Below are 17373 nucleotides of genomic sequence, written 5' to 3'. Positions count from 1 at the left end.
CCCCCTCCCCACCCTGAATTATACAAAAAGAAAACCTGTTTGACCATCAGGGCCAACAGGTTTTTGGATCATCCCATATGTTTTTTGTACATCCACAGTTGGCCGCTCTTGATGACACGAGCCATCTGGCCGACCAGAGAGACTTTTCCCATGCTGGCAAAGCCTTCTTTTTTGCCCAGAGAACCAAGGAAGCCTTTGTGCTTGAGAGCAGGCAGAGAAGCAGGATAATCTTCTCCCTTGATGTCTTTTTTCAGCATAAGAGCAATCTGTTCCCCTTGTATCTCAGCCGTTTGGGCACTTGGCGCGACGATCGTGCTCGCACAGTCACCCACGACGTAGACGTTGGTATGGGATGGAATTTGATGATACTGGTTTAATTTGGCGCGTCCAATGTTGTCTGTTTCGATTCCGAGAGAGCGCACAATCCGATTGGCTTGGATACCTGCCGTCCAGACAATAACATCACTTTCAACCGGCTGGTTATGGTTGTAGACCACACCCGGCTCGATAGCCGTCACACATGCCATGGAAACAAGCTGTACTTCGTGTTCGATGAACCATTGAGAAGCGTATTCCTGCAGCTTTTTCGGGAACGGGCTCAAAATGCTTTGTCCGCGGTCTATGATGCGTACATTCAAGTCAGGACGGCTTTCACGCAGTTCAGCAGCCATTTCGACACCGCTCAAGCCACCACCCACAACGGTAACCGTACCATACGGATTCACATTGTTGATTTCCGAGTAAGTGTTGCGGGTAGCTCCCATTGATTGAATGGAACAGGTATACTGCTCCGCACCAGGGATATCATGATAACGGTCCTCACAGCCCAATCCAATTACGAGCCAATCGTAAGAAAGGGCGTCCCCGTTTGTAAAATTGACGACCTGCTCGTCCAAATCCAATCCTGTAATTTCCCCGTACTTGATCGTCAGGCGAGGATCGTTTGGAAAAGTGACACGCAAGTGAGATTCCGGCGTTGTCCCTGCAGCCAGAGCGTAGTACTCTGTTTTCAAGCCGTGAAACGGCATTCTGTCTACAAGGGTAATAAACACGTCGTCTGGTAAATCAGGGGACAGGACTCGCTCAATAATACGAAGACCCCCGTATCCTCCACCAAGGATCACAAGTCGTTTCATAGAAGGTCTAGTCCTTTCTTCTGTCCGTTTTTTACAGCACCCATTCTATTTTTAGTCTCTTTCACTAAAAATGCAAGCAGAATCTTTTTCCCGCAATCCCCGCTGGATTTTTACCGTAGACGAGGTACAATAAAGAACGTGACGATGACGAAATAATCGGTAGGTGACAAGAATGAAGCCTCTAGTAGAATTTTGCGCGAGCAATGTCTCATCCTATACCCAATCAGTCGTAGACGCGTTGGAAAATGATCCGGAACTGGACGTCGATGTTTTGGAATATGGCTGTCTTGGCTATTGCGGAGAGTGTTACATGATGCCTTTCGCACTGGTAAACGGGAATCTGGTCCAAGCCGAGACGGCAGAAGAGCTGCTCGTCAAAATCAAAAACAAGCTGCGTGAAGAAGATGAGCTGGATGCTCTTTTCCCACTATAGGAGATTTCTTTAGGATGTTCATTTCGCACCGCAAAAAACACGCGGGCTTGGAAAATAGAAGAAAGCTGATGCCGCTTTTGAGATAAAGGGCATCAGCTTTTTTGCAGTTGCCTGCATCAAAGGGCTGGCAATGCTTTCGATTAGTGTTCTTTGATGACGTTGTAGAAGGTGTCGCGTTCCAGTGCGCGTTTGCCCGCACCTTTAATCAACCAGACCAGTTCATCAACGGTCAGAGCTTGCTGGGTGAGTGCGCCGGCAGCATGGCTGATGCGTTCTTCCACGAGAGTTCCGTGGGCATCGGAAATACCCATAGTCAGTGACAATTGAGTGAGCTGGGTACCGATGTTGATGAAATAAGCCTTGATGTGCTGGAAGTTGTCGAGCATCAGACGGCTGATGGCCATCGTTTTCAAGTCATCAATGGCCGAGTTGCGGCGTTTGATTCCTGCAGTCGCTTTGATTGGCTGTACCGCCAATGGTATGAAGACCATGAAGCCATTCGTGTCGTCTTGCAGCTCACGCAGGCGAAGCATGTGGATTACGCGCTCCTCAAGTGTTTCGATCGAGCCGTACAGCATCGTAGTGTGGGTTTTCAAGCCCAGCTCATGTGCGGTTCTGTGAACCTGCAGGTACATGTCCGTGCTTGCCTTTTCCGGGCTCATTTTCATGCGGTAACGCTCAGTCAGGATCTCCGCTCCGCCACCAGTCAAGCTTTGCAGACCTGCTTTCATCAGCTCTTGCAGAACCTCGCGGATGGAGAGGCCAGAGATGCGGGAGAAGAATTCGATTTCCGCACCTGTGTAGGATTTGATGGTGACATCTGGATAAGCTTTTTTCAAGGTGCGAAGCGTGTTGAGATAGTATTCGAACGGTTGGTGCTGGTTATGTCCACCGACGACGTGGAATTCGCGGATACCAGGATGGAAACGCGTTTCTACATAATGAAGCAATTCTTCCGTGTTCATCGTATAAGCGCCATCGTCACCTTCATCACGACGGAACCCACAGAATTTACAGTGAGCTTCACAAACGTTTGTAGGATTAATATAGAGGTTTTGCAAAAAATAGACATTATCTTGGTTTTTGCGATAATTGACAATATTTGCTAATTGCCCGATCGTAAGCAGATCGTTGGAGTTGAACAGAGTGACACCGTCTTCTAAGGTAAGGCGTTCGCCGTGCATGACCTTTTCTGCGATCCCAGCGAGTGATTTATCTTGGATGGCAAGGGTTTCAACCGCCATTCCAAACACTTCCTTTCTAAATCGAATAGTCGTAATTTCTAGTGAGTTCGTCCCAATTTGTCCCCGTACATAGCGTTCTTGGGAAGGGAGTTATCACCTAATCAAAATGAAAATCTCGGGCAACAAGGCACCTATATTATAAACCTCTTAGGTTTGGCGAACAATATCATAAGTTCACCAACTGCGATCTGTAAAATTCTAACAATTATCGTCAAAATGTTGCTTCCATTTTGGGTAAAGTGGGAAATTTTGTTTGCGAAAATGTAGCACATCTTGTAAAATATAGGTAAGAAAGCCTGAACTATTAATAGGAGGAGCTTCAAAATGCGGGACGTTTTGCTCGAACAAATCGAACTCCTTCGACAGCGTATGGTAAATATTGGGTTAGAGTTTGGGTTAGATCATCCAGAAGTCCTAGAATACAGTATACAAATTGATCAACTACACAACGAACTGAACCAGATAGATCATAATCTGTCCAAGGCTGGCAACCGAAAGAAACAGTATCGTTTTTACCTGTTAGAAAACAAGGCTTTTTTTGCGTAAGGAGGGGAAACCCTCTTTTTTTGTGTTCTTTAAGGAAAAATAAAGAAAAAGCCATCTAAGCGAATATGATGGCTTTCCGTAAAAGAGTTATTCTTGATCGTCTGTCATGTTTCGTACCCGCTCTGCTGTCGCTTCCACAGCCACTTGTGTAGCGTCGCTGGCTGTTTCCAAAGCGTTTTGGGTGGCATCCGTCGCGGTTTCGATTCCTTTTTTCATCGTATCCGATGTTGTTTCCAAAAACGACTGATTTTGGTTATCAGACATGTTTTCTCTGCCTCCATTGATTGATATTGCGTTACACAAAGCATATTGTGAGCAATTTCCATTCGAATTATGAAAGTACTTTCTCATGAGAATGGGCTTTATAAGTGCAGGGGAACCTTGTGGGAGAGGAGGGTTCTTTTGTATACTTAAGTTATAAAAAAGCAGCTGTTATTAGGATTGAGCCTGCAAGGGAGGGAAAGAAGCATGATTACATTGACAGAGCAAGCCAGCCTCAAAGTCAAGGAAATGCTGGCAGCAGAAGGCAAGCCCGGTATGTTTTTGCGTGTGGGTGTCAGACCAGGTGGTTGCAGCGGATTTACCTACGGCATGGGCTGGGATCATGAAATGAAGGAAGGCGACGAGACCTTCGAGCAACATGGTGTGAAAATTGTTGTCGACAAGGACAGCTACCTATACATTAAAGGAACGGAAATCGACTACAAGGAGTCGATGATGGGCGGCGGCTTTTCCATCGAAAATCCAAACGCGATTGCCTCTTGTGGCTGCGGGTCATCGTTCAAGACAGCATTGGCAAAAGGAAAAGAAGAGAAATGTGACGATTAAGCTCCCATTCTCTGTGGAGAAGCAGGGCGAAAGACTTTTTGATCCATACAGAGGTATGGGTCTTTTTTTTGCGAAAAAAAAGATGCCCATGTTGTCACAAAATGAGTTCGTTGTTTGTTATACCAGTCAATTGGAGGTGAGAGGGCTTGGATAAGAACGAAATCGAACAGGCGATAAAGGAGGTAAAGGCTGGGGATATCGATCAATTTGGGATCATCATTGACGCGATGCAAAAGCCGCTGTTTGTGTACTGCTACCACATGCTGGGCCACAGACAGGAAGCGGAGGATGCTGTCCAAGAGGTATTCCTGAAAGCATACGAGCAAATCGAGAGCTACCGCCAGGAGGTTTCCTTTTCGGCATGGATGTATAAAATTGCCTATCATCATTGTCTAAACCTATTGAATAGAGCGAAGCTGGGGCGAGTGGTTACTTTTTTGAAAGCGGGTCTCCCCACTGTGAGCCGGCATGAAGGGGAGGAACGTATAGATCGGGAGTATCTTAGCAATCCACTTCATCTGGCTCTGTCAAAGCTATCAGCGAGTGAGCGCAATCTGATCATCTTGCGTGTAGTAGAAGAGAGAGGATACGACGAGCTCTCCCTTTTGTTCCATAAAAAACCGGCTGCACTTAGAAAACAATATGAACGGGCTCTGAAAAAATGCAAATCGCACATGCTCGTTTTAGAAGGTGGTGATGATCATGACACGATCTCAGCAGTCCGATGAGTGGAAGAAACAAATGATGGATGCAGTTGCCGAAGACTTCGATGTCAAGCATCAGGTCCTTCAAAAACTGCATGAGCAAAAAAAACATAAGGAGGCGTATTTTATGAAAAAAAAGATTAGTTTGATTCTTGCGGCTACACTTGTGCTGGGAGCAACGACCGCTTTTGCGGCGATGAAGGTATATGAGCTAAAGAATGATCAGGGTGAAGTCGTGGTGAAAGTAAATGAGACTCAGACCAAGCCTGAAGTCTTGGAAAGTACGCGCGATATCATAAACGAAGTTCGAGAAACGCTGAAGCCAGGAGCCAGTGTTGCCGTTTATGTACCTGGTCCAGAGAACCCGGATAAAAATGTCAGATTCATGCAAGCTCCTCTCATGCAAACGAATCATTCCGCCCTGCAGACAGAGGTAGGGAGCTTTGTCGGAATACCTACGGAGCTAGTCGGTGGTTACAAGTTTTCTGAGGGGTTTATTCATCATCAAGTGAACTACAGCCAACCAGAGCTGTTCGAATCCATGATCCAAGAAGCGGAGAAGAACAATAAGAAAGTGGTTGTCCGAGATCTTCCGATTGATCCCAGAATCGATCGGCTAAACATTACGTATAAGGGTACGAAGGGGGAAGTCTTCCTGATCCTCACCAATTTTGAAAAAGTGAAATGGGTCAGCAGTGAAGCAGGCCCGGATGAAACGGTAGAAAAGGTAACGGTTCAGAAAAAAGAGGCGTTGTATCACGTGCAAAAGCTAGAAGACAAGGAAACGAAGTACGTGGAATTTTACAACGATAAGAAAAAGCAACTGCTTGAAGTGAGAACGGTCGCTGCCGAAATTACAAAGGAAGACCTGTTGGCGATTGCGGAAAAGCTGAAATAGGTAGCGTGTTCCCTCTATAAATTTTCCAGCAAATGTATCCGCCCTCTCATCATCCACGTATTTACAAAGAGCAGCTCTTAAAAGAGACTGCTCTTGTAGCTTTTTAGATGATCGCGCAGGCAAGGAGTGGAATGATGTGGCGGATGAGGCACAGGGACAGAAAAGCTTTCAATGGCTATTGCTTGGGGCCTTTGGAATCGGGTGCTTGGGAGACTTTTTGTTTTACGGAAAAGAGTTCGGTATTTCGTATCCGTTGTTTTTGATCGGGATGTATGCCTTCTTTTTTTGGCAGGCGAGGCAGCGGCATCATCTGACGATTACTTCTCGGCAGGCATTTGCTTGGCTTTTGACCGTGCCGATTTTCTTGTTGGGGCTTACCTTCTTTTTGTATTCAAATGGGTTTTTTCACCTTGTTAATTTTGTGCTGGTTCCGTTTTTATTCGTCGTTCAAACGATGCTGCTCACAAAGCGGCATCGGGCGAAGTGGTATACGATCAGTTTTATCGGAGAAGTGCTGGAAACCGTGCTTTTTTACACGTTGAAGTATACGCGGTTGCCTTTTATCTTGGCGAAGGAATGGATCAAGGAAAGAGTGGACCGTGAAAAATATGGAGTGATCACGAAGGTACTGGCGGGAGTGGGAATATCCGTGCCCATTCTGCTTGTTGTGCTCGGTCTGTTATCAAACGCAGATAGTGTGTTTGGGCATTTTCTAAGCGAAATCCCGAGTATGCTGTTTGACGTAGGCTCCGCCGAAGCGTTATTCCGATTGTTAGTAATTGGACTGGTCACCCTTGTATTATTCGGCTATATGTATGCCCTCCTTGGTCAAAGGGAGGCGCGTGTAGAGCTCCCCGTGCCAAAAGATGAAGTGGGCAAGATCGTCTGGGATGGGATTATTCTGGTGACGATTTTGACCATTATCAACGTAGTGTATGCGGCCTTCGTCTTTATCCAGATCTCTTACTTGTTCAGCGGGGAAGAGGCGGCACTACCAGATGGAGTGACCTATGCGGAGTATGCCAAAAACGGGTTTAACGAGCTGGTTAGTGTAACAATCATCAACTTCATCATCTTGCTGAGTACGATGCACTTGGCATCGCGGGCCAAGCCTCTCTTGTATCGCATGGTCCAGATTCTTCTTAGCTTTTTGACGGTATGCACGAGCTTTATGCTCTTTTCAGCTTATTTCCGTCTTTCTCTGTATGAGGAAGCGTACGGTTATACCCATGCGCGGCTACTGGCACACGCCTTCATGATTTTCTTGTTTGTTCTGTTCGTGATTGCTCTTTTGAAAATATGGCGAAACGCTTTCTCTCTGATGAAGTATTATGCCATCGTAGCGCTGGTAAGCTACGTGCTGCTGAACTACGTCAATATGGACGCGATGATTGCTAAGAACAACCTCAGTCGCTACTATGCCACAGGGAACATCGACATTGAGTATTTGAGCAGACTGTCCTATGATGCCATTCCTGTCATCATGGAGCTTGCCAAGGACAAATCCGTAGCGGCTTCCCTGCAATACAGGCTGGAATACAAAAAAGAGGACCTGCAGGAGGAGAAAAGCTGGCAGTCCTTTAATTTAGCGAGGTATTGGGCAAAACCGTATCTACAATAGCGAGTAGGCGAAAGCGGAGACAGGAGAACTCAACGTCTCCGCTTTTTGCTGGATAAAAGGAAGAAGGTTGCGGTACCTGCTAGGAAAATGGCACCGATTACACTATACATAGAAAACTGCTGTGTCCACATGATCCCACTAGAATTGCTAGGAACACTGCCTGGTCCCAATACTTGCAGGTCTTCACTGGCATTGATCAATGGTGTGGTACGGGTGCAAATGTTTGTCTCCAGCTCATCGCTTTCCCAATAGTAAGCATAAATGAGGTGCTCAGTCCCAATCTGAAAAGGAACACCGCAAGAACCACCAAAACCACTAGTGGTAATAAGGACCCGAGTATGGTCAACTCCTTTCCAAGCAGATTGCACCTCCAGAACTACGTCGAATCCATCTCGGCTTGGACGGTTCCCAAATGGTATCCATTTACGCCAGTCACTGCGCTCCGACACCTGAATGACTTTGCCTGTAAAGACAGCGGCTGCCTGGTCTTTGGCTGTTTGTGGATCAGGTGGGGGTGCACAGCTACAGGCAGACGCGGGGAGGGGATGAAATAAAAAGGAAAAGGCGACGAATACAGCGAATATGGCGGCTAACAAAGTACGTACCTGCACTACACATCACTCCAATCAACTATAGGACGGAAGAGAAGGGAGAATGTTCCAGCGGTGTCGACTGCAATCGTATTCATCTTGTATAAAAAACAAGAGAAGCTGCGCGGTCGACCTACGAAAATCTACCAAATTCAGTTACCGAGTGAGTAATAAAAGACGCCCTTTTGAATGTTCATGAATCGTTAGCTAATTCGTCACCAATCAGCCACACGTTCCAGATTTTGGACGACTCCTTTTCAGTACAATGGAAGTGTAGAACAAATAGAAAGAAGGGGTCAGAAGTGAATAAAAAGTGGGGTCTATTGGTTTCGGCAGTTGCACTGTCTGCTATGCTGGTGACAGCATGTGGCGGTGAAAGCAAGGATCAAGCGGCGAGCGGCAATTCTGAGGCTCCTGCTGCAACGACGGGTACAGCAGTCAATATTGAAGCGAGTAATTGGAAATTTAATCAAGATACATTTGAAGTAAAAGCCGGTGAAGAGTTCACCATCAACTTCAAGTCGGAAGAAGGCTTCCATGGAATCGGTATCCAGGGTCTGGATGTAGACATTCAAAAAGAAGGCAGCAAAACTCTGAAAATCGACGAAGCTGGCGAGTACACCATTTTTTGCAACGTCATCTGCGGACCAGATCACGGCAAAATGGTTGCCAAATTAGTTGTGAAATAAATGTAACCAAACACTTTGGCCTGCCAAGCGGGTCAAGGTGTTTTTTCAACGTAGAAGAATTTATAAGCGCGACGCTTATGAATTCTGGAGCGCATGACAAGGTACCTCGGCGTTCGCTCACGGTATTACTTCGGTGAAATATTCCGCTAAAACGCGGTCGCTCCTCCTGAAATGTAAAAAGTGAAACACGCCTTTAAGCGTCCACCTCTGAGACTCACCCTGAGACGGCTGCTTTGGACGCGGTTTCGCTTTTGGAATGTAGCTGGACAGGGATGACCCTCAGCAGGTGTTCCTACGAAGCTGGAGCGTTTTCTCCTTTTTCCTTTCCCCCACAACAGTTAGACTGACCATACAGCCAAAGGACATGGGTGCTCTTCCCGCGTTTTTCTTTGTGAGGAGCAAATGTCATTATACTAAAACTTATACAATTTGTATAAAAGTTGGGGGGATTTTTTGCTAGTTTTCTGTCATGCAGACGAATGACGTATTTTTGTGAAAGCGTTACCATTGGGAAAGGTATTTTCTGAATATTCATCTTTCCCAGGAGGGGTTCTTGTGAGCAAAGCGCCGATCGAGATCGAAGTTTCGCCGAAGGGCGAAAAATTGCAGCGTAGTCTACGGGCAAGACATCTCTCAATGATTGCAATAGGGGGAGCGATTGGCACAGGCCTGTTTATTGCCAGCGGTGCCTCGATCAGCTCGGCCGGACCCGGCGGGGCACTTGTCGCCTACGTCGCAATCGGGATCATGGTCTATTTTCTTATGACTAGTCTGGGTGAAATGGCTACATTTATGCCGGTGGCAGGATCGTTTGAAACCTACGCCAGCAAATTTGTCGATCCTGCTGTTGGATTCTCGCTTGGATGGATTTATTGGTATAACTGGGCGATCACCATTCCATTGGAGATGGTAGCCGGAGGATTGGTCATGAAGTACTGGTTCCCAGCAATTCCCTCTTTTCTGTGGAGTGTCATTTTTCTCGCTTTGCTGGTGGCCTTGAATGTTTTGTCCGCAAGGGGATACGGAGAAGCCGAGTATTGGTTTTCCATCGTGAAGGTAGTAACCATCATTGCCTTTCTGATCGTCGGCGTGGCGATGATTTTTGGCATCATGAACGGACCGGCTATAGGCTTTGGCAATTTCATGTTGGACGGTTCTCCGTTTCATGGCGGTTTTCTCGCGATTATGGGCATTTTCATGATCGCCGGGTTTTCGTTCCAGGGAACCGAGCTGGTCGGGATTGCAGCCGGTGAAAGTGACAATCCGGGCAAAAATGTTCCAAAAGCGATCCGGCAAGTGTTTTGGCGGATTCTGCTCTTCTATGTGTTTTCCATCTTGGTGATTGGATTGATTATTCCTTATACCGATCCCAATTTGCTGCAAGCAAGCGTGGAGAATATCGCAGTAAGTCCTTTCACTCTTGTCTTCGAGCGGGCAGGAATGGCGTTTGCCGCCGCGGTGATGAATGCAGTGATCCTGATCTCCATTCTATCTGTCGGCAACTCCGCGATGTATGCCTCGACGCGAATGCTTTGGGCGCTGGCGAAAGACGGCAAGGCCCCGCGTCTGTTCGCAAAGGTAAATTCCCGGGGGGTCCCGATCTTTGCGCTCGTCGTAACGACGATCATCGGTTTTTCCGCTTTTTTATCTTCCTCGTTTGGTGATGGTACCGTCTATGTCTGGTTGTTGAACGCTTCAGGGATGGCCGGCTTCATCGCTTGGTTAGGAATCGCCATCAGTCATTACCGTTTCCGGAAAGCGTACATTGCACAGGGGAGAGATTTAAACCAGCTAGTTTATAAAGCGAAATGGTATCCGTTCGGCCCGATCTTTGCATTTGTGCTGTGCCTGATTGTGATTCTTGGTCAAAATTACAGTGCATTTATGGGAGAAAACGTTGACTGGAAAGGCGTGATCGTCTCCTATATCGGCTTACCGATTTTTCTGGTACTATGGCTCGGTTACAAAATCGTGAAGAAAACAAAGGTCGTTCCGTTGCAAGAGTGTGATTTGAATTATAAGGAATAGTAGCTGCAAAAGGTCGATCTCATGGTCGCCCTTTTTTCATTTCAAATCCTTTTCCATACATGTTTTTTTCCATTTTTGCGCAAAGTATAAAGGAAAACTTTGCAAGTCGGTGATGAAAGCCATCCATCGGTACAGAAGAGAGGGCGGAGCTAGATTTTCTAAAGGAGATGACAAGCCTGGAGAAAAAACGATATTACGTCACATTGCAGGCTGGAACGACGGTAGCTGAAATACGCGATGAAAAAGGCACTTCCACCTATGATTTCGAAATCGAGGCAACTGATGTCGAGGTTGGGATGATGCGCGACCTGTTCAACAACTGTGTCCATGGTGACTTCATGATGTGGATGCATGGTCATACGCTATGGTCAGACATGCCGGATCGGGACAATGATGAGTACGACGACAACCTGCGTGCCATCTATCAATTGATTTATCAGCATGGCACAGAAAAAACGAAGCAGGATCTCGAACAGATGGGCTTGGTCAAGCTGTTTGGACTGAACAGAGACGAATTGCGTCCGTTTTAGCATTCCCACCGAAAGTAAGCGGGAACTGCACCCGTCTATCATGAAAAAGGAGTGAACGACATGAAGCATTGGAAAAAAGGGATGATGGCAACCGCCTTGGTTATGAGCATGACCATTCCTGCCGTAGTTCAAGCAGCTACAGCAGGCGAACAACAATCAATCCCTATGCAGACAAGTAGTGTATACCCTAAGCATAGAGATCATGGGGACTACAACGGTCATGCGAAAATGCGTCATGGTCTGCACAGCGGAGCTCATCAGAAAATGTACATGACTTTGCTCGCAGAAAAGTATACCCCAAACAAAGTCGGAGAATGGCAAGCTGCGTTCAAGGAAAGAGAGCGTCTCATGGGCGAGTTGGCGGCATCCCGCCAAACTACGGGTGAGGATATAAAAGAAAAAAAGAATGGCGAGCAGGGAAAAAAGGAAGACAGCGAAGCAAGACGTGAGAGTATGGAGCAGTACAAACAGACCCGCGAAGAATTTAATGCGGCCATTGAATCGGGTGATTCCGCCAAAATCAAGGAATCGCTGCCGAAAATGCTGGAGCAATTGAAAAGCAAAAATGAACGACTAGCGCAAAAGCTGGTGAGCAAGAAAAAATAAAAGCTGATTGCAAAAAGGACGTGTCACAGTTACACGTCCTTTTTGTATGAATCCCTTTAGAAAATAGTTGCATTATTGTGGTCCACAAGCATATCGGATGTCCATTCTTCTACAACGACAGTTCTCTCCTCCTGACAGTTAGGGCACCAGCCAGTATGTTGGCACTGGTGATGCAGACGGTCACGTACGCCGTTGTCCATTTTGGCATCATCAATCTCTCGATAAGGGCTGTAGGCTCCATAATAATCGTACAGGCGGCCAGCATCAGTCATCTGCTGACCGCAGCGGGGGCAGTTCTCATGCAGAGCAGCAAGTCCGTTGCAAACAGGGCAGAGATGATTCATCTGACTCTCCTCCACGGGATGGGTTTGAGATTGGGGGCATTTCCTACTTTGCACGGAAGCGGAAGGGGCTATGCAGCAAACGTAGCAACGGGATGAAAAAATCCCCGTTTTTGCTTTGATTTAAAAGCAAACAGGGATTTTGAAGTCTGGCCTGGATTAGGATTTGAAGTTGTCCATGCTGGACGAGTGACCAGGCTGCAATTTTGCATCGGGATTGAAATAGGAAACAGCGTTATTCACGGCAGTAGGGGCTTCGCCAAAACCGACGGCAATCAATTTCACCTTGCCTGGATAAGTCGCGATGTCCCCAGCGGCAAAAATACCCGGGATGTTGGACTCCATGCGGGTGTTGACGACGATGGAGCCTTTTTCCAGATCGAGTCCCCAATTTTTAATAGGGCCAAGCGATGAGATAAAGCCAAAATTGACGATCACAGCGTCTACATCCAAATTTACTTCTTCTTTGGTCGTACTGTTCAACAAAGTGAGGCGTTTGATTTTTTCTTCACCATGCAATGCCGAAACTTCGTAAGGCGTGGTCACCTTTACTTTGGAGGACATGAGCATTTCTACACTGTGCTCATGTGCACGGAATTTGTCTCTACGATGGATGAGGTATACTTCCTTGGCGATTGGTTCGAGCATCAGGGACCAGTCAAGTGCAGAGTCGCCACCGCCAATGACGGCTACGCGTTGTCCCTTGAAGGAGTTCAGATCGGTAACAAAATAGTGCAGATTGGATTTTTCAAATTTGACGGCATCTGGATGTTCCAGCCTGCGGGGTTCAAACGCACCTACGCCAGCCGTAATAATGACGGATTTGGAGTAGTGAGTGCCTTTGTCCGTTTTGATTTCAAACACATCGTCCGCTTTTTTCTCGACGTTTTCCACTTTTTCTTCCAAGCAAACATTTTGCTGAAATCGTGAAATCTGATCTTTCAGATTATTGATCAAATCTTGGGCCAAAACCTTGGGAAATCCGGCTACATCGTATATGTATTTTTCCGGATAAAGAGCAGACAATTGCCCGCCAAGCTGGGGCATGCTCTCAATGATTTTTACACTTGCCTGCCTCATGCCACCGTAAAATGCGGTAAACAAACCTGCAGGGCCGCCGCCGATGATCGTAATGTCGTAGATTTGCTCGTCCTTTTGCAGAAAATTCAATCGAAAGCACCTCCGAATATTCGTGAAACGAACTCAGATTTCATTATACTCTATTTTTCCGATCGAAAAAAAGCAGGTAAAATTCGGTGGTATAGGCAAAAAACCCTTGCAAATCAAATCGGCAGCCGATAATATGAGGGTGACTGTAATAATATTGTCACATTTTTACTTTAGTTTGTGCTTTTTTTCACAGATTGCATCATACAACATAACAAGGGAATCTATTCCGTGGTAGCTTCTGCAATCATTCTGGGCATGTTATTAAGTAACTAGCCTCGTGAAAATTCGCACAAACTTCCTTTTTTTACATCCTTTATTTCAATATTATCATGATGAATGGAAGGGATACCAATGAGTACACCCAAAATCCTCATTCTTGGCGCTGGTTACGGGGGGTTGATCACCACGTTGCAGCTGCAAAAAAAGCTGAACTACAATGAAGCCGAGATCACCCTGGTCAACAAACACAATTATCACTATATCACTACTTGGCTACACGAACCGGCGGCTGGTACCGCTTCAGCCGATCATGCGCGTGTCAGTCTGGATGAAATTTTAAACAGAGATAAAGTCAACTTTGTAAAAGGAACAGTTCAATCCATTCAATCAGAGGCACAGACGGTGACCTTGGAAAATGGGGACGTTCTAAGCTACGATTACTTGGTCATCGGGCTGGGCAGCGAACCGGAGACATTCGGCATCGAGGGCTTGAAAGAGCATGCATTCAGCATTCGCAGCATCAATGCCGTGCGCAATATTCGCGAGCACATCGAGTACATGTTCTCGAAGTATAAAAACGAGCCGCATCGTCAGGACTACCTCACGTTTGTAGTAGGGGGAGCAGGCTTTACCGGTATTGAATTTTGCGGAGAGCTGGGAGATCGTCTGCCAGAGCTGTGCGAGGAATTTGACGTTGACCCGGATTTGGTGAAAGTGTACTGCATCGAGGCTGCGCCTACTGCATTGCCTGGGTTTGATCCAGAGCTGGTCAATTACGCAATGGATGTGCTGGGCCGCAAAGGGATTGAGTTCAAGATCGCCACCCCGATCAAGCAGTGCACGCCTGATGGGGTATTGCTGGCGACCGGTGAAGAGATCAAGTCCAAGACGGTTATCTGGGCAGCTGGTGTACGCGGCAACAGCATCGTGGAAAAAGCAGGCTTTGAAGTCATGCGCGGGCGCGTCAAGGTAGACGAGTATTTGCGGGCACCAGGACACGAAAACGTATTTGTGGTGGGAGACTGCGCTCTCATCTTTAATGAGGAAGGACGCCCTTATCCGCCAACTGCACAAATCGCCGTGCAGGAAGGGGAAAGATTGGGTGACAACCTGACAGCTATGATACGCGGAGAGCTCACGCAAAAGTTTACCCCTCATCTGCAAGGTACACTCGCTTCTCTGGGAAGAGGAGAAGGCATCGGCCAGGTTGGTTCGAAAAAGCTGTTTGGCAGCACAGCAGCCATGATGAAAAAAGCGAGCGATTTGCGTTACCTGTACAAAATCGGTGGCGTTGGTCTAGCGCTCAAGAAAGTAAAACTGTAGCCTTATGCGTCACGCGAGTATTCAGGTCAGAGGGCTCATGACCCGCGAAGAAATGGAACGCTACAATGCCATGATAGAAGTGGGGGCCTTTTTGGAAGAACAGGGCCGACATGACCTGGCTTGGAACGTCCAGCGTGAAGTTGATATTCTCATCCTGCCTGCTATCGACCGTCTCAAGGAAAAGGGACGGGAGAGGGACCGAGAAAATCTGCGCTATATGATTGATAATGGGCTTTTGGATGACGAGGATGACTAAAGTTTGGGTGCCCCCGGCGAATAATGTCGGGGGTTTCGTGTGGGAAGAAGGGAGCGGGTGAGTGTGAGAGAAGGAAAAGTGTGGCTGGGTGCTTGCGGGATTGTCATTCGCGGCGAAGAGGCTCTGGTCGTCAAGAAAGCGTACAGCGGCTTAAAAGGGCAATGGTCGTTTCCTGCGGGATTCGTTCAGCAGTCTGAGACCGTAGATGAGGCAGCCGTTCGTGAAGTGTTGGAGGAAACAGGTGTACAAGCAGTCGTCCGGCATGTAGCGGGAATTCGTTCGGGTGTCATCAAGGAGAGCATTAGCGACAATATGGTGGTTTTTTGGATGGACTACGTGAGCGGGGAGCCGCGAGCACAGGAGGGCGAGATTGAGGAAGCGCGCTTCATGCCGATTCACGAGCTCTTTACCGATCCGCTTTCATCCACGTACTTGAAAATTATTTTGCCCGGCTATGCAAACCGTGAACAAGGCATGACCGGACGCACGTACGAGATTGACCCCGTCTTTCAGTACACTTCTTATAAAGTCTTCAAGTAGTCGAGAATGCAGAACTGGCTAAAATAATGAGAATAAGACAGATAAACCGTGATGTTTCCGCTTACACCATGGTTTTTTTGCTTTTTTTCAGATGTAGAGATGTTGTGCAATCAGCAAAGAATCTGTTATAGTTAGATACATCAAAATAATCTGAATATACATGCAATTTGTTTTGGCGCATGTATGGCGAAAGGGGAGCTCATCATGAGACAGAAACAAGAACAATGCCCGTATTGTGATGGTCAAGGGTATTTCCAGCTGCTCCTGGGGGGCTCGGAAAATTGCCCGAACTGTGATGGAGCAGGCACACATGCAGAGCAAGAAGCTCTATCTTCTAACCATTAATGATTGTTTCGCATAGCAACGAGAAACCGTCGGGTACTGATATCCCGACGGTTTTTTTGGTTTTTTCACCTTTTTCCTTCATATTGACCTTTCCCTGCGATTCGGCTACACTTAAAAGCGAAAACAGCCCGTCTTTCCTGCAATTGCCATCTGCTTGTGCGCAAAAGCCGGAGACGATGGCAGGAGGTCTAACGGTCGATGAGCTTGCTTCAATTTATGGTATCTATCGTTCTCTTTACCGTGCTGGGTTTTGGCATCGGATTCATTTTAAACATGATTTTGAAAACAACCTGGCTTCCTGTGGTGATCGCAGTAGGTGTGTTGGTAGGGGCACTGGTCTATCAGAAAATCGTTCCAGGAATATGGGATTCTCTCATTCTTGGATGCGGAATGATTGGCACAGTCGCGAGTGGCTGGACGATCCATACCCTTCGGAAAAAAGGATATCGGATGTTTTAATGAAACGCTGGGCAGGCCTTGAAATAGGCCTGTTTTTTCTTTGTACAGATAAGAATTTATAAAATTCCCATCCAGTATAAGTGCAACCGCGGCTCCGCCGAAAGGCATGGCGCAGCCAGGTTTTCTAATATACGGACGTCAGACAAGACCTAACATACTGAATATTTATCTAACTATCCAAAATTTGTGTATACATTTCTCCTCTTCGGGACATGACTAGAACCGAGAGGAGGTTTACCAGAAATGAATGGGAAGCTGTTAGTGAGTATCGTCGTCCTTACAATTATGGTGCTGACAAGCTTTGTAAGCGATGGATACAGCTACAACGCAGTGGGGGATCGCAGCATCCAATCCACATTTGGCATTAGGGAAACCAAAGAGGGGCAGCGGGTCGTAAAAAAACGGACCGTATCGGCCAGCTCACTCACTCAAGTCATTGATAAAAATGACGTGCTGTTGGATCAGTATCCAAAAGTGCGTGTCGTCGCTACAGGTTATTACGCCGGATACGAGTCGACGGGAAAAAACCCGTCCCACCCGTCTTATGGAATTACATATTCAGGCGTCAAGGTACGAAGGGATGATTATTCTACGATTGCTGCCGATCTGCGCATCTTTCCACTGGGCACGGTTTTATACATACCGGGCTACGGTTACGGGGTAGTAGCGGACAAAGGCGGGGCGATTCGCGGTAACAAAATCGACCTCTATTTCGAGACCAAGCAGGACGTCTTTACCCAATGGGGCAAGAAATCTGTGGATGTCTATATTGTAAAACGAGGCGAAGGCAAGCTGACGGAAGCATTTTTGAACAACTTGAATCAAAAAGGCATCGCTGCGATGGCGGAGGCTGCGAATTGATCAGGA

22 protein-coding genes are annotated in these 17373 nt (G+C 46.9%); 16 read left to right on the top strand and 6 right to left on the bottom strand.

The window, feature by feature from the left end:
- Positions 1-68: 68 nt before the first annotated feature.
- On the bottom strand, positions 69-1136 hold the full coding sequence (locus ACIFQN_RS27185; RefSeq protein ID WP_429836164.1) for an NAD(P)/FAD-dependent oxidoreductase: 1068 nt from the start codon (positions 1134-1136) through the stop codon (positions 69-71).
- A gap of 172 nt (positions 1137-1308) precedes the next feature.
- Here ACIFQN_RS27185 and ACIFQN_RS27180 point away from each other — a divergent pair, with 172 nt between their 5' ends.
- The gene (locus tag ACIFQN_RS27180) at positions 1309-1569 is read left to right on the top strand and encodes a DUF1450 domain-containing protein (RefSeq protein WP_429836163.1); all 261 of its coding nucleotides are present in this window, start codon (positions 1309-1311) and stop codon (positions 1567-1569) included.
- A gap of 140 nt (positions 1570-1709) precedes the next feature.
- Here the strand turns inward: ACIFQN_RS27180 and mqnE are convergent, their stop codons facing one another.
- Complete coding sequence (gene mqnE, locus ACIFQN_RS27175) at positions 1710-2813, bottom strand: aminofutalosine synthase MqnE (RefSeq protein WP_429836162.1); 1104 nt, start codon at positions 2811-2813, stop codon at positions 1710-1712.
- Positions 2814-3137: 324 nt separating this feature from the next.
- Between mqnE and ACIFQN_RS27170 the strand changes: the two genes are divergently transcribed.
- The gene (locus ACIFQN_RS27170; protein WP_429836161.1) at positions 3138-3359 is read left to right on the top strand and encodes a Spo0E family sporulation regulatory protein-aspartic acid phosphatase; all 222 of its coding nucleotides are present in this window, start codon (positions 3138-3140) and stop codon (positions 3357-3359) included.
- Positions 3360-3446: 87 nt separating this feature from the next.
- On the opposite strand, the gene ACIFQN_RS27165 is transcribed toward ACIFQN_RS27170, so the two are convergent.
- Positions 3447-3623: a hypothetical protein gene (locus tag ACIFQN_RS27165; protein ID WP_429836160.1), complete on the bottom strand. Its 177-nt coding sequence runs from the start codon at positions 3621-3623 to the stop codon at positions 3447-3449.
- Between the two features lie 204 nt (positions 3624-3827).
- On the opposite strand from ACIFQN_RS27165, the gene erpA reads away from it, so the two are divergent.
- The 4 genes from erpA to ACIFQN_RS27145 all read left to right on the top strand — a co-directional run bounded on the left by erpA (position 3828) and on the right by ACIFQN_RS27145 (position 7410).
- Complete coding sequence (erpA, locus tag ACIFQN_RS27160) at positions 3828-4187, top strand: iron-sulfur cluster insertion protein ErpA (protein WP_429836159.1); 360 nt, start codon at positions 3828-3830, stop codon at positions 4185-4187.
- A 146-nt stretch (positions 4188-4333) separates the two neighbouring features.
- Positions 4334-4915 (top strand): RNA polymerase sigma factor, encoded by a 582-nt coding sequence (locus ACIFQN_RS27155; protein ID WP_429836158.1) that lies wholly within the window; start codon positions 4334-4336, stop codon positions 4913-4915.
- A complete protein-coding gene (locus tag ACIFQN_RS27150; RefSeq protein WP_429836157.1) occupies positions 4890-5789 on the top strand; it encodes a hypothetical protein in 900 nt (299 codons plus the stop codon). Before ACIFQN_RS27155 ends, ACIFQN_RS27150 begins: the two co-directional genes overlap by 26 nt.
- 136 nt (positions 5790-5925) lie before the next feature.
- Positions 5926-7410: a DUF4153 domain-containing protein gene (locus ACIFQN_RS27145; RefSeq protein WP_429836156.1), complete on the top strand. Its 1485-nt coding sequence runs from the start codon at positions 5926-5928 to the stop codon at positions 7408-7410.
- Between the two features lie 29 nt (positions 7411-7439).
- Here ACIFQN_RS27145 and ACIFQN_RS27140 read toward each other — a convergent pair whose 3' ends face one another.
- Positions 7440-8021 (bottom strand): hypothetical protein, encoded by a 582-nt coding sequence (locus tag ACIFQN_RS27140; RefSeq protein WP_429836155.1) that lies wholly within the window; start codon positions 8019-8021, stop codon positions 7440-7442.
- 281 nt (positions 8022-8302) lie between these two features.
- On the opposite strand from ACIFQN_RS27140, the gene ACIFQN_RS27135 reads away from it, so the two are divergent.
- The 4 genes from ACIFQN_RS27135 to ACIFQN_RS27120 all read left to right on the top strand — a co-directional run bounded on the left by ACIFQN_RS27135 (position 8303) and on the right by ACIFQN_RS27120 (position 11853).
- Positions 8303-8689, top strand: a complete 387-nt coding sequence (locus ACIFQN_RS27135; RefSeq protein WP_429836154.1) for a cupredoxin domain-containing protein — start codon at positions 8303-8305, stop codon at positions 8687-8689.
- Between the two features lie 555 nt (positions 8690-9244).
- A complete protein-coding gene (locus ACIFQN_RS27130) occupies positions 9245-10717 on the top strand; it encodes an amino acid permease (protein WP_429836153.1) in 1473 nt (490 codons plus the stop codon).
- A 167-nt stretch (positions 10718-10884) separates the two neighbouring features.
- Positions 10885-11247 carry a hypothetical protein gene (locus tag ACIFQN_RS27125; RefSeq protein ID WP_429836152.1) on the top strand — a complete coding sequence of 121 codons (363 nt, stop codon included), beginning with the start codon at positions 10885-10887 and terminating at the stop codon, positions 11245-11247.
- Between the two features lie 60 nt (positions 11248-11307).
- Positions 11308-11853, top strand: coding sequence for a hypothetical protein (locus tag ACIFQN_RS27120; protein ID WP_429836151.1), 546 nt, complete (start codon positions 11308-11310; stop codon positions 11851-11853).
- A 56-nt stretch (positions 11854-11909) separates the two neighbouring features.
- Here the strand turns inward: ACIFQN_RS27120 and ACIFQN_RS27115 are convergent, their stop codons facing one another.
- Positions 11910-12197 (bottom strand): hypothetical protein, encoded by a 288-nt coding sequence (locus tag ACIFQN_RS27115; RefSeq protein WP_429836150.1) that lies wholly within the window; start codon positions 12195-12197, stop codon positions 11910-11912.
- A gap of 156 nt (positions 12198-12353) precedes the next feature.
- The gene (locus ACIFQN_RS27110) at positions 12354-13355 is read right to left on the bottom strand and encodes an NAD(P)/FAD-dependent oxidoreductase (protein WP_429836204.1); all 1002 of its coding nucleotides are present in this window, start codon (positions 13353-13355) and stop codon (positions 12354-12356) included.
- A gap of 360 nt (positions 13356-13715) precedes the next feature.
- On the opposite strand from ACIFQN_RS27110, the gene ACIFQN_RS27105 reads away from it, so the two are divergent.
- The 6 genes from ACIFQN_RS27105 to ACIFQN_RS27080 all read left to right on the top strand — a co-directional run bounded on the left by ACIFQN_RS27105 (position 13716) and on the right by ACIFQN_RS27080 (position 17367).
- Entirely contained in the window at positions 13716-14906 is a 1191-nt protein-coding gene (locus tag ACIFQN_RS27105; protein WP_429836149.1) for an NAD(P)/FAD-dependent oxidoreductase, read from the top strand.
- A 4-nt stretch (positions 14907-14910) separates the two neighbouring features.
- Positions 14911-15162 carry a hypothetical protein gene (locus ACIFQN_RS27100; protein ID WP_429836148.1) on the top strand — a complete coding sequence of 84 codons (252 nt, stop codon included), beginning with the start codon at positions 14911-14913 and terminating at the stop codon, positions 15160-15162.
- A gap of 63 nt (positions 15163-15225) precedes the next feature.
- Positions 15226-15702: an NUDIX domain-containing protein gene (locus ACIFQN_RS27095; RefSeq protein WP_429836147.1), complete on the top strand. Its 477-nt coding sequence runs from the start codon at positions 15226-15228 to the stop codon at positions 15700-15702.
- 183 nt (positions 15703-15885) lie between these two features.
- The gene (locus tag ACIFQN_RS27090) at positions 15886-16047 is read left to right on the top strand and encodes a YuiA family protein (RefSeq protein ID WP_429836146.1); all 162 of its coding nucleotides are present in this window, start codon (positions 15886-15888) and stop codon (positions 16045-16047) included.
- A gap of 198 nt (positions 16048-16245) precedes the next feature.
- Positions 16246-16506: a YuiB family protein gene (locus ACIFQN_RS27085; protein ID WP_429836145.1), complete on the top strand. Its 261-nt coding sequence runs from the start codon at positions 16246-16248 to the stop codon at positions 16504-16506.
- Positions 16507-16749: 243 nt separating this feature from the next.
- The gene (locus tag ACIFQN_RS27080) at positions 16750-17367 is read left to right on the top strand and encodes a 3D domain-containing protein (protein WP_429836144.1); all 618 of its coding nucleotides are present in this window, start codon (positions 16750-16752) and stop codon (positions 17365-17367) included.
- The last annotated feature ends 6 nt before the right edge of the window (positions 17368-17373 follow it).

The sequence above is a fragment of the Brevibacillus sp. NRS-1366 genome (genome assembly GCF_050467985.1).
Note: the sequence above shows the minus strand (reverse complement) of the source record. Positions and strands in the feature narration are given on the sequence as shown.

What these genes read in the sequence shown, in the direction of transcription:
- ACIFQN_RS27185 (WP_429836164.1), bottom strand. Translation starts at nt 1,136, where the DNA reads ATGAAACGACTTGTGATCCTTGGTGGAGGATACGGGGGTCTTCGTATT.
- ACIFQN_RS27180 (WP_429836163.1), top strand. Translation starts at nt 1,309, where the DNA reads ATGAAGCCTCTAGTAGAATTTTGCGCGAGCAATGTCTCATCCTATACC.
- mqnE (WP_429836162.1), bottom strand. Translation starts at nt 2,813, where the DNA reads ATGGCGGTTGAAACCCTTGCCATCCAAGATAAATCACTCGCTGGGATC.
- ACIFQN_RS27170 (WP_429836161.1), top strand. Translation starts at nt 3,138, where the DNA reads ATGCGGGACGTTTTGCTCGAACAAATCGAACTCCTTCGACAGCGTATG.
- ACIFQN_RS27165 (WP_429836160.1), bottom strand. Translation starts at nt 3,623, where the DNA reads ATGTCTGATAACCAAAATCAGTCGTTTTTGGAAACAACATCGGATACG.
- erpA (WP_429836159.1), top strand. Translation starts at nt 3,828, where the DNA reads ATGATTACATTGACAGAGCAAGCCAGCCTCAAAGTCAAGGAAATGCTG.
- ACIFQN_RS27150 (WP_429836157.1), top strand. Translation starts at nt 4,890, where the DNA reads ATGACACGATCTCAGCAGTCCGATGAGTGGAAGAAACAAATGATGGAT.
- ACIFQN_RS27125 (WP_429836152.1), top strand. Translation starts at nt 10,885, where the DNA reads ATGACAAGCCTGGAGAAAAAACGATATTACGTCACATTGCAGGCTGGA.
- ACIFQN_RS27120 (WP_429836151.1), top strand. Translation starts at nt 11,308, where the DNA reads ATGAAGCATTGGAAAAAAGGGATGATGGCAACCGCCTTGGTTATGAGC.
- ACIFQN_RS27115 (WP_429836150.1), bottom strand. Translation starts at nt 12,197, where the DNA reads ATGAATCATCTCTGCCCTGTTTGCAACGGACTTGCTGCTCTGCATGAG.
- ACIFQN_RS27105 (WP_429836149.1), top strand. Translation starts at nt 13,716, where the DNA reads ATGAGTACACCCAAAATCCTCATTCTTGGCGCTGGTTACGGGGGGTTG.
- ACIFQN_RS27100 (WP_429836148.1), top strand. Translation starts at nt 14,911, where the DNA reads ATGCGTCACGCGAGTATTCAGGTCAGAGGGCTCATGACCCGCGAAGAA.
- ACIFQN_RS27090 (WP_429836146.1), top strand. Translation starts at nt 15,886, where the DNA reads ATGGCGAAAGGGGAGCTCATCATGAGACAGAAACAAGAACAATGCCCG.
- ACIFQN_RS27085 (WP_429836145.1), top strand. Translation starts at nt 16,246, where the DNA reads ATGAGCTTGCTTCAATTTATGGTATCTATCGTTCTCTTTACCGTGCTG.
- ACIFQN_RS27080 (WP_429836144.1), top strand. Translation starts at nt 16,750, where the DNA reads ATGAATGGGAAGCTGTTAGTGAGTATCGTCGTCCTTACAATTATGGTG.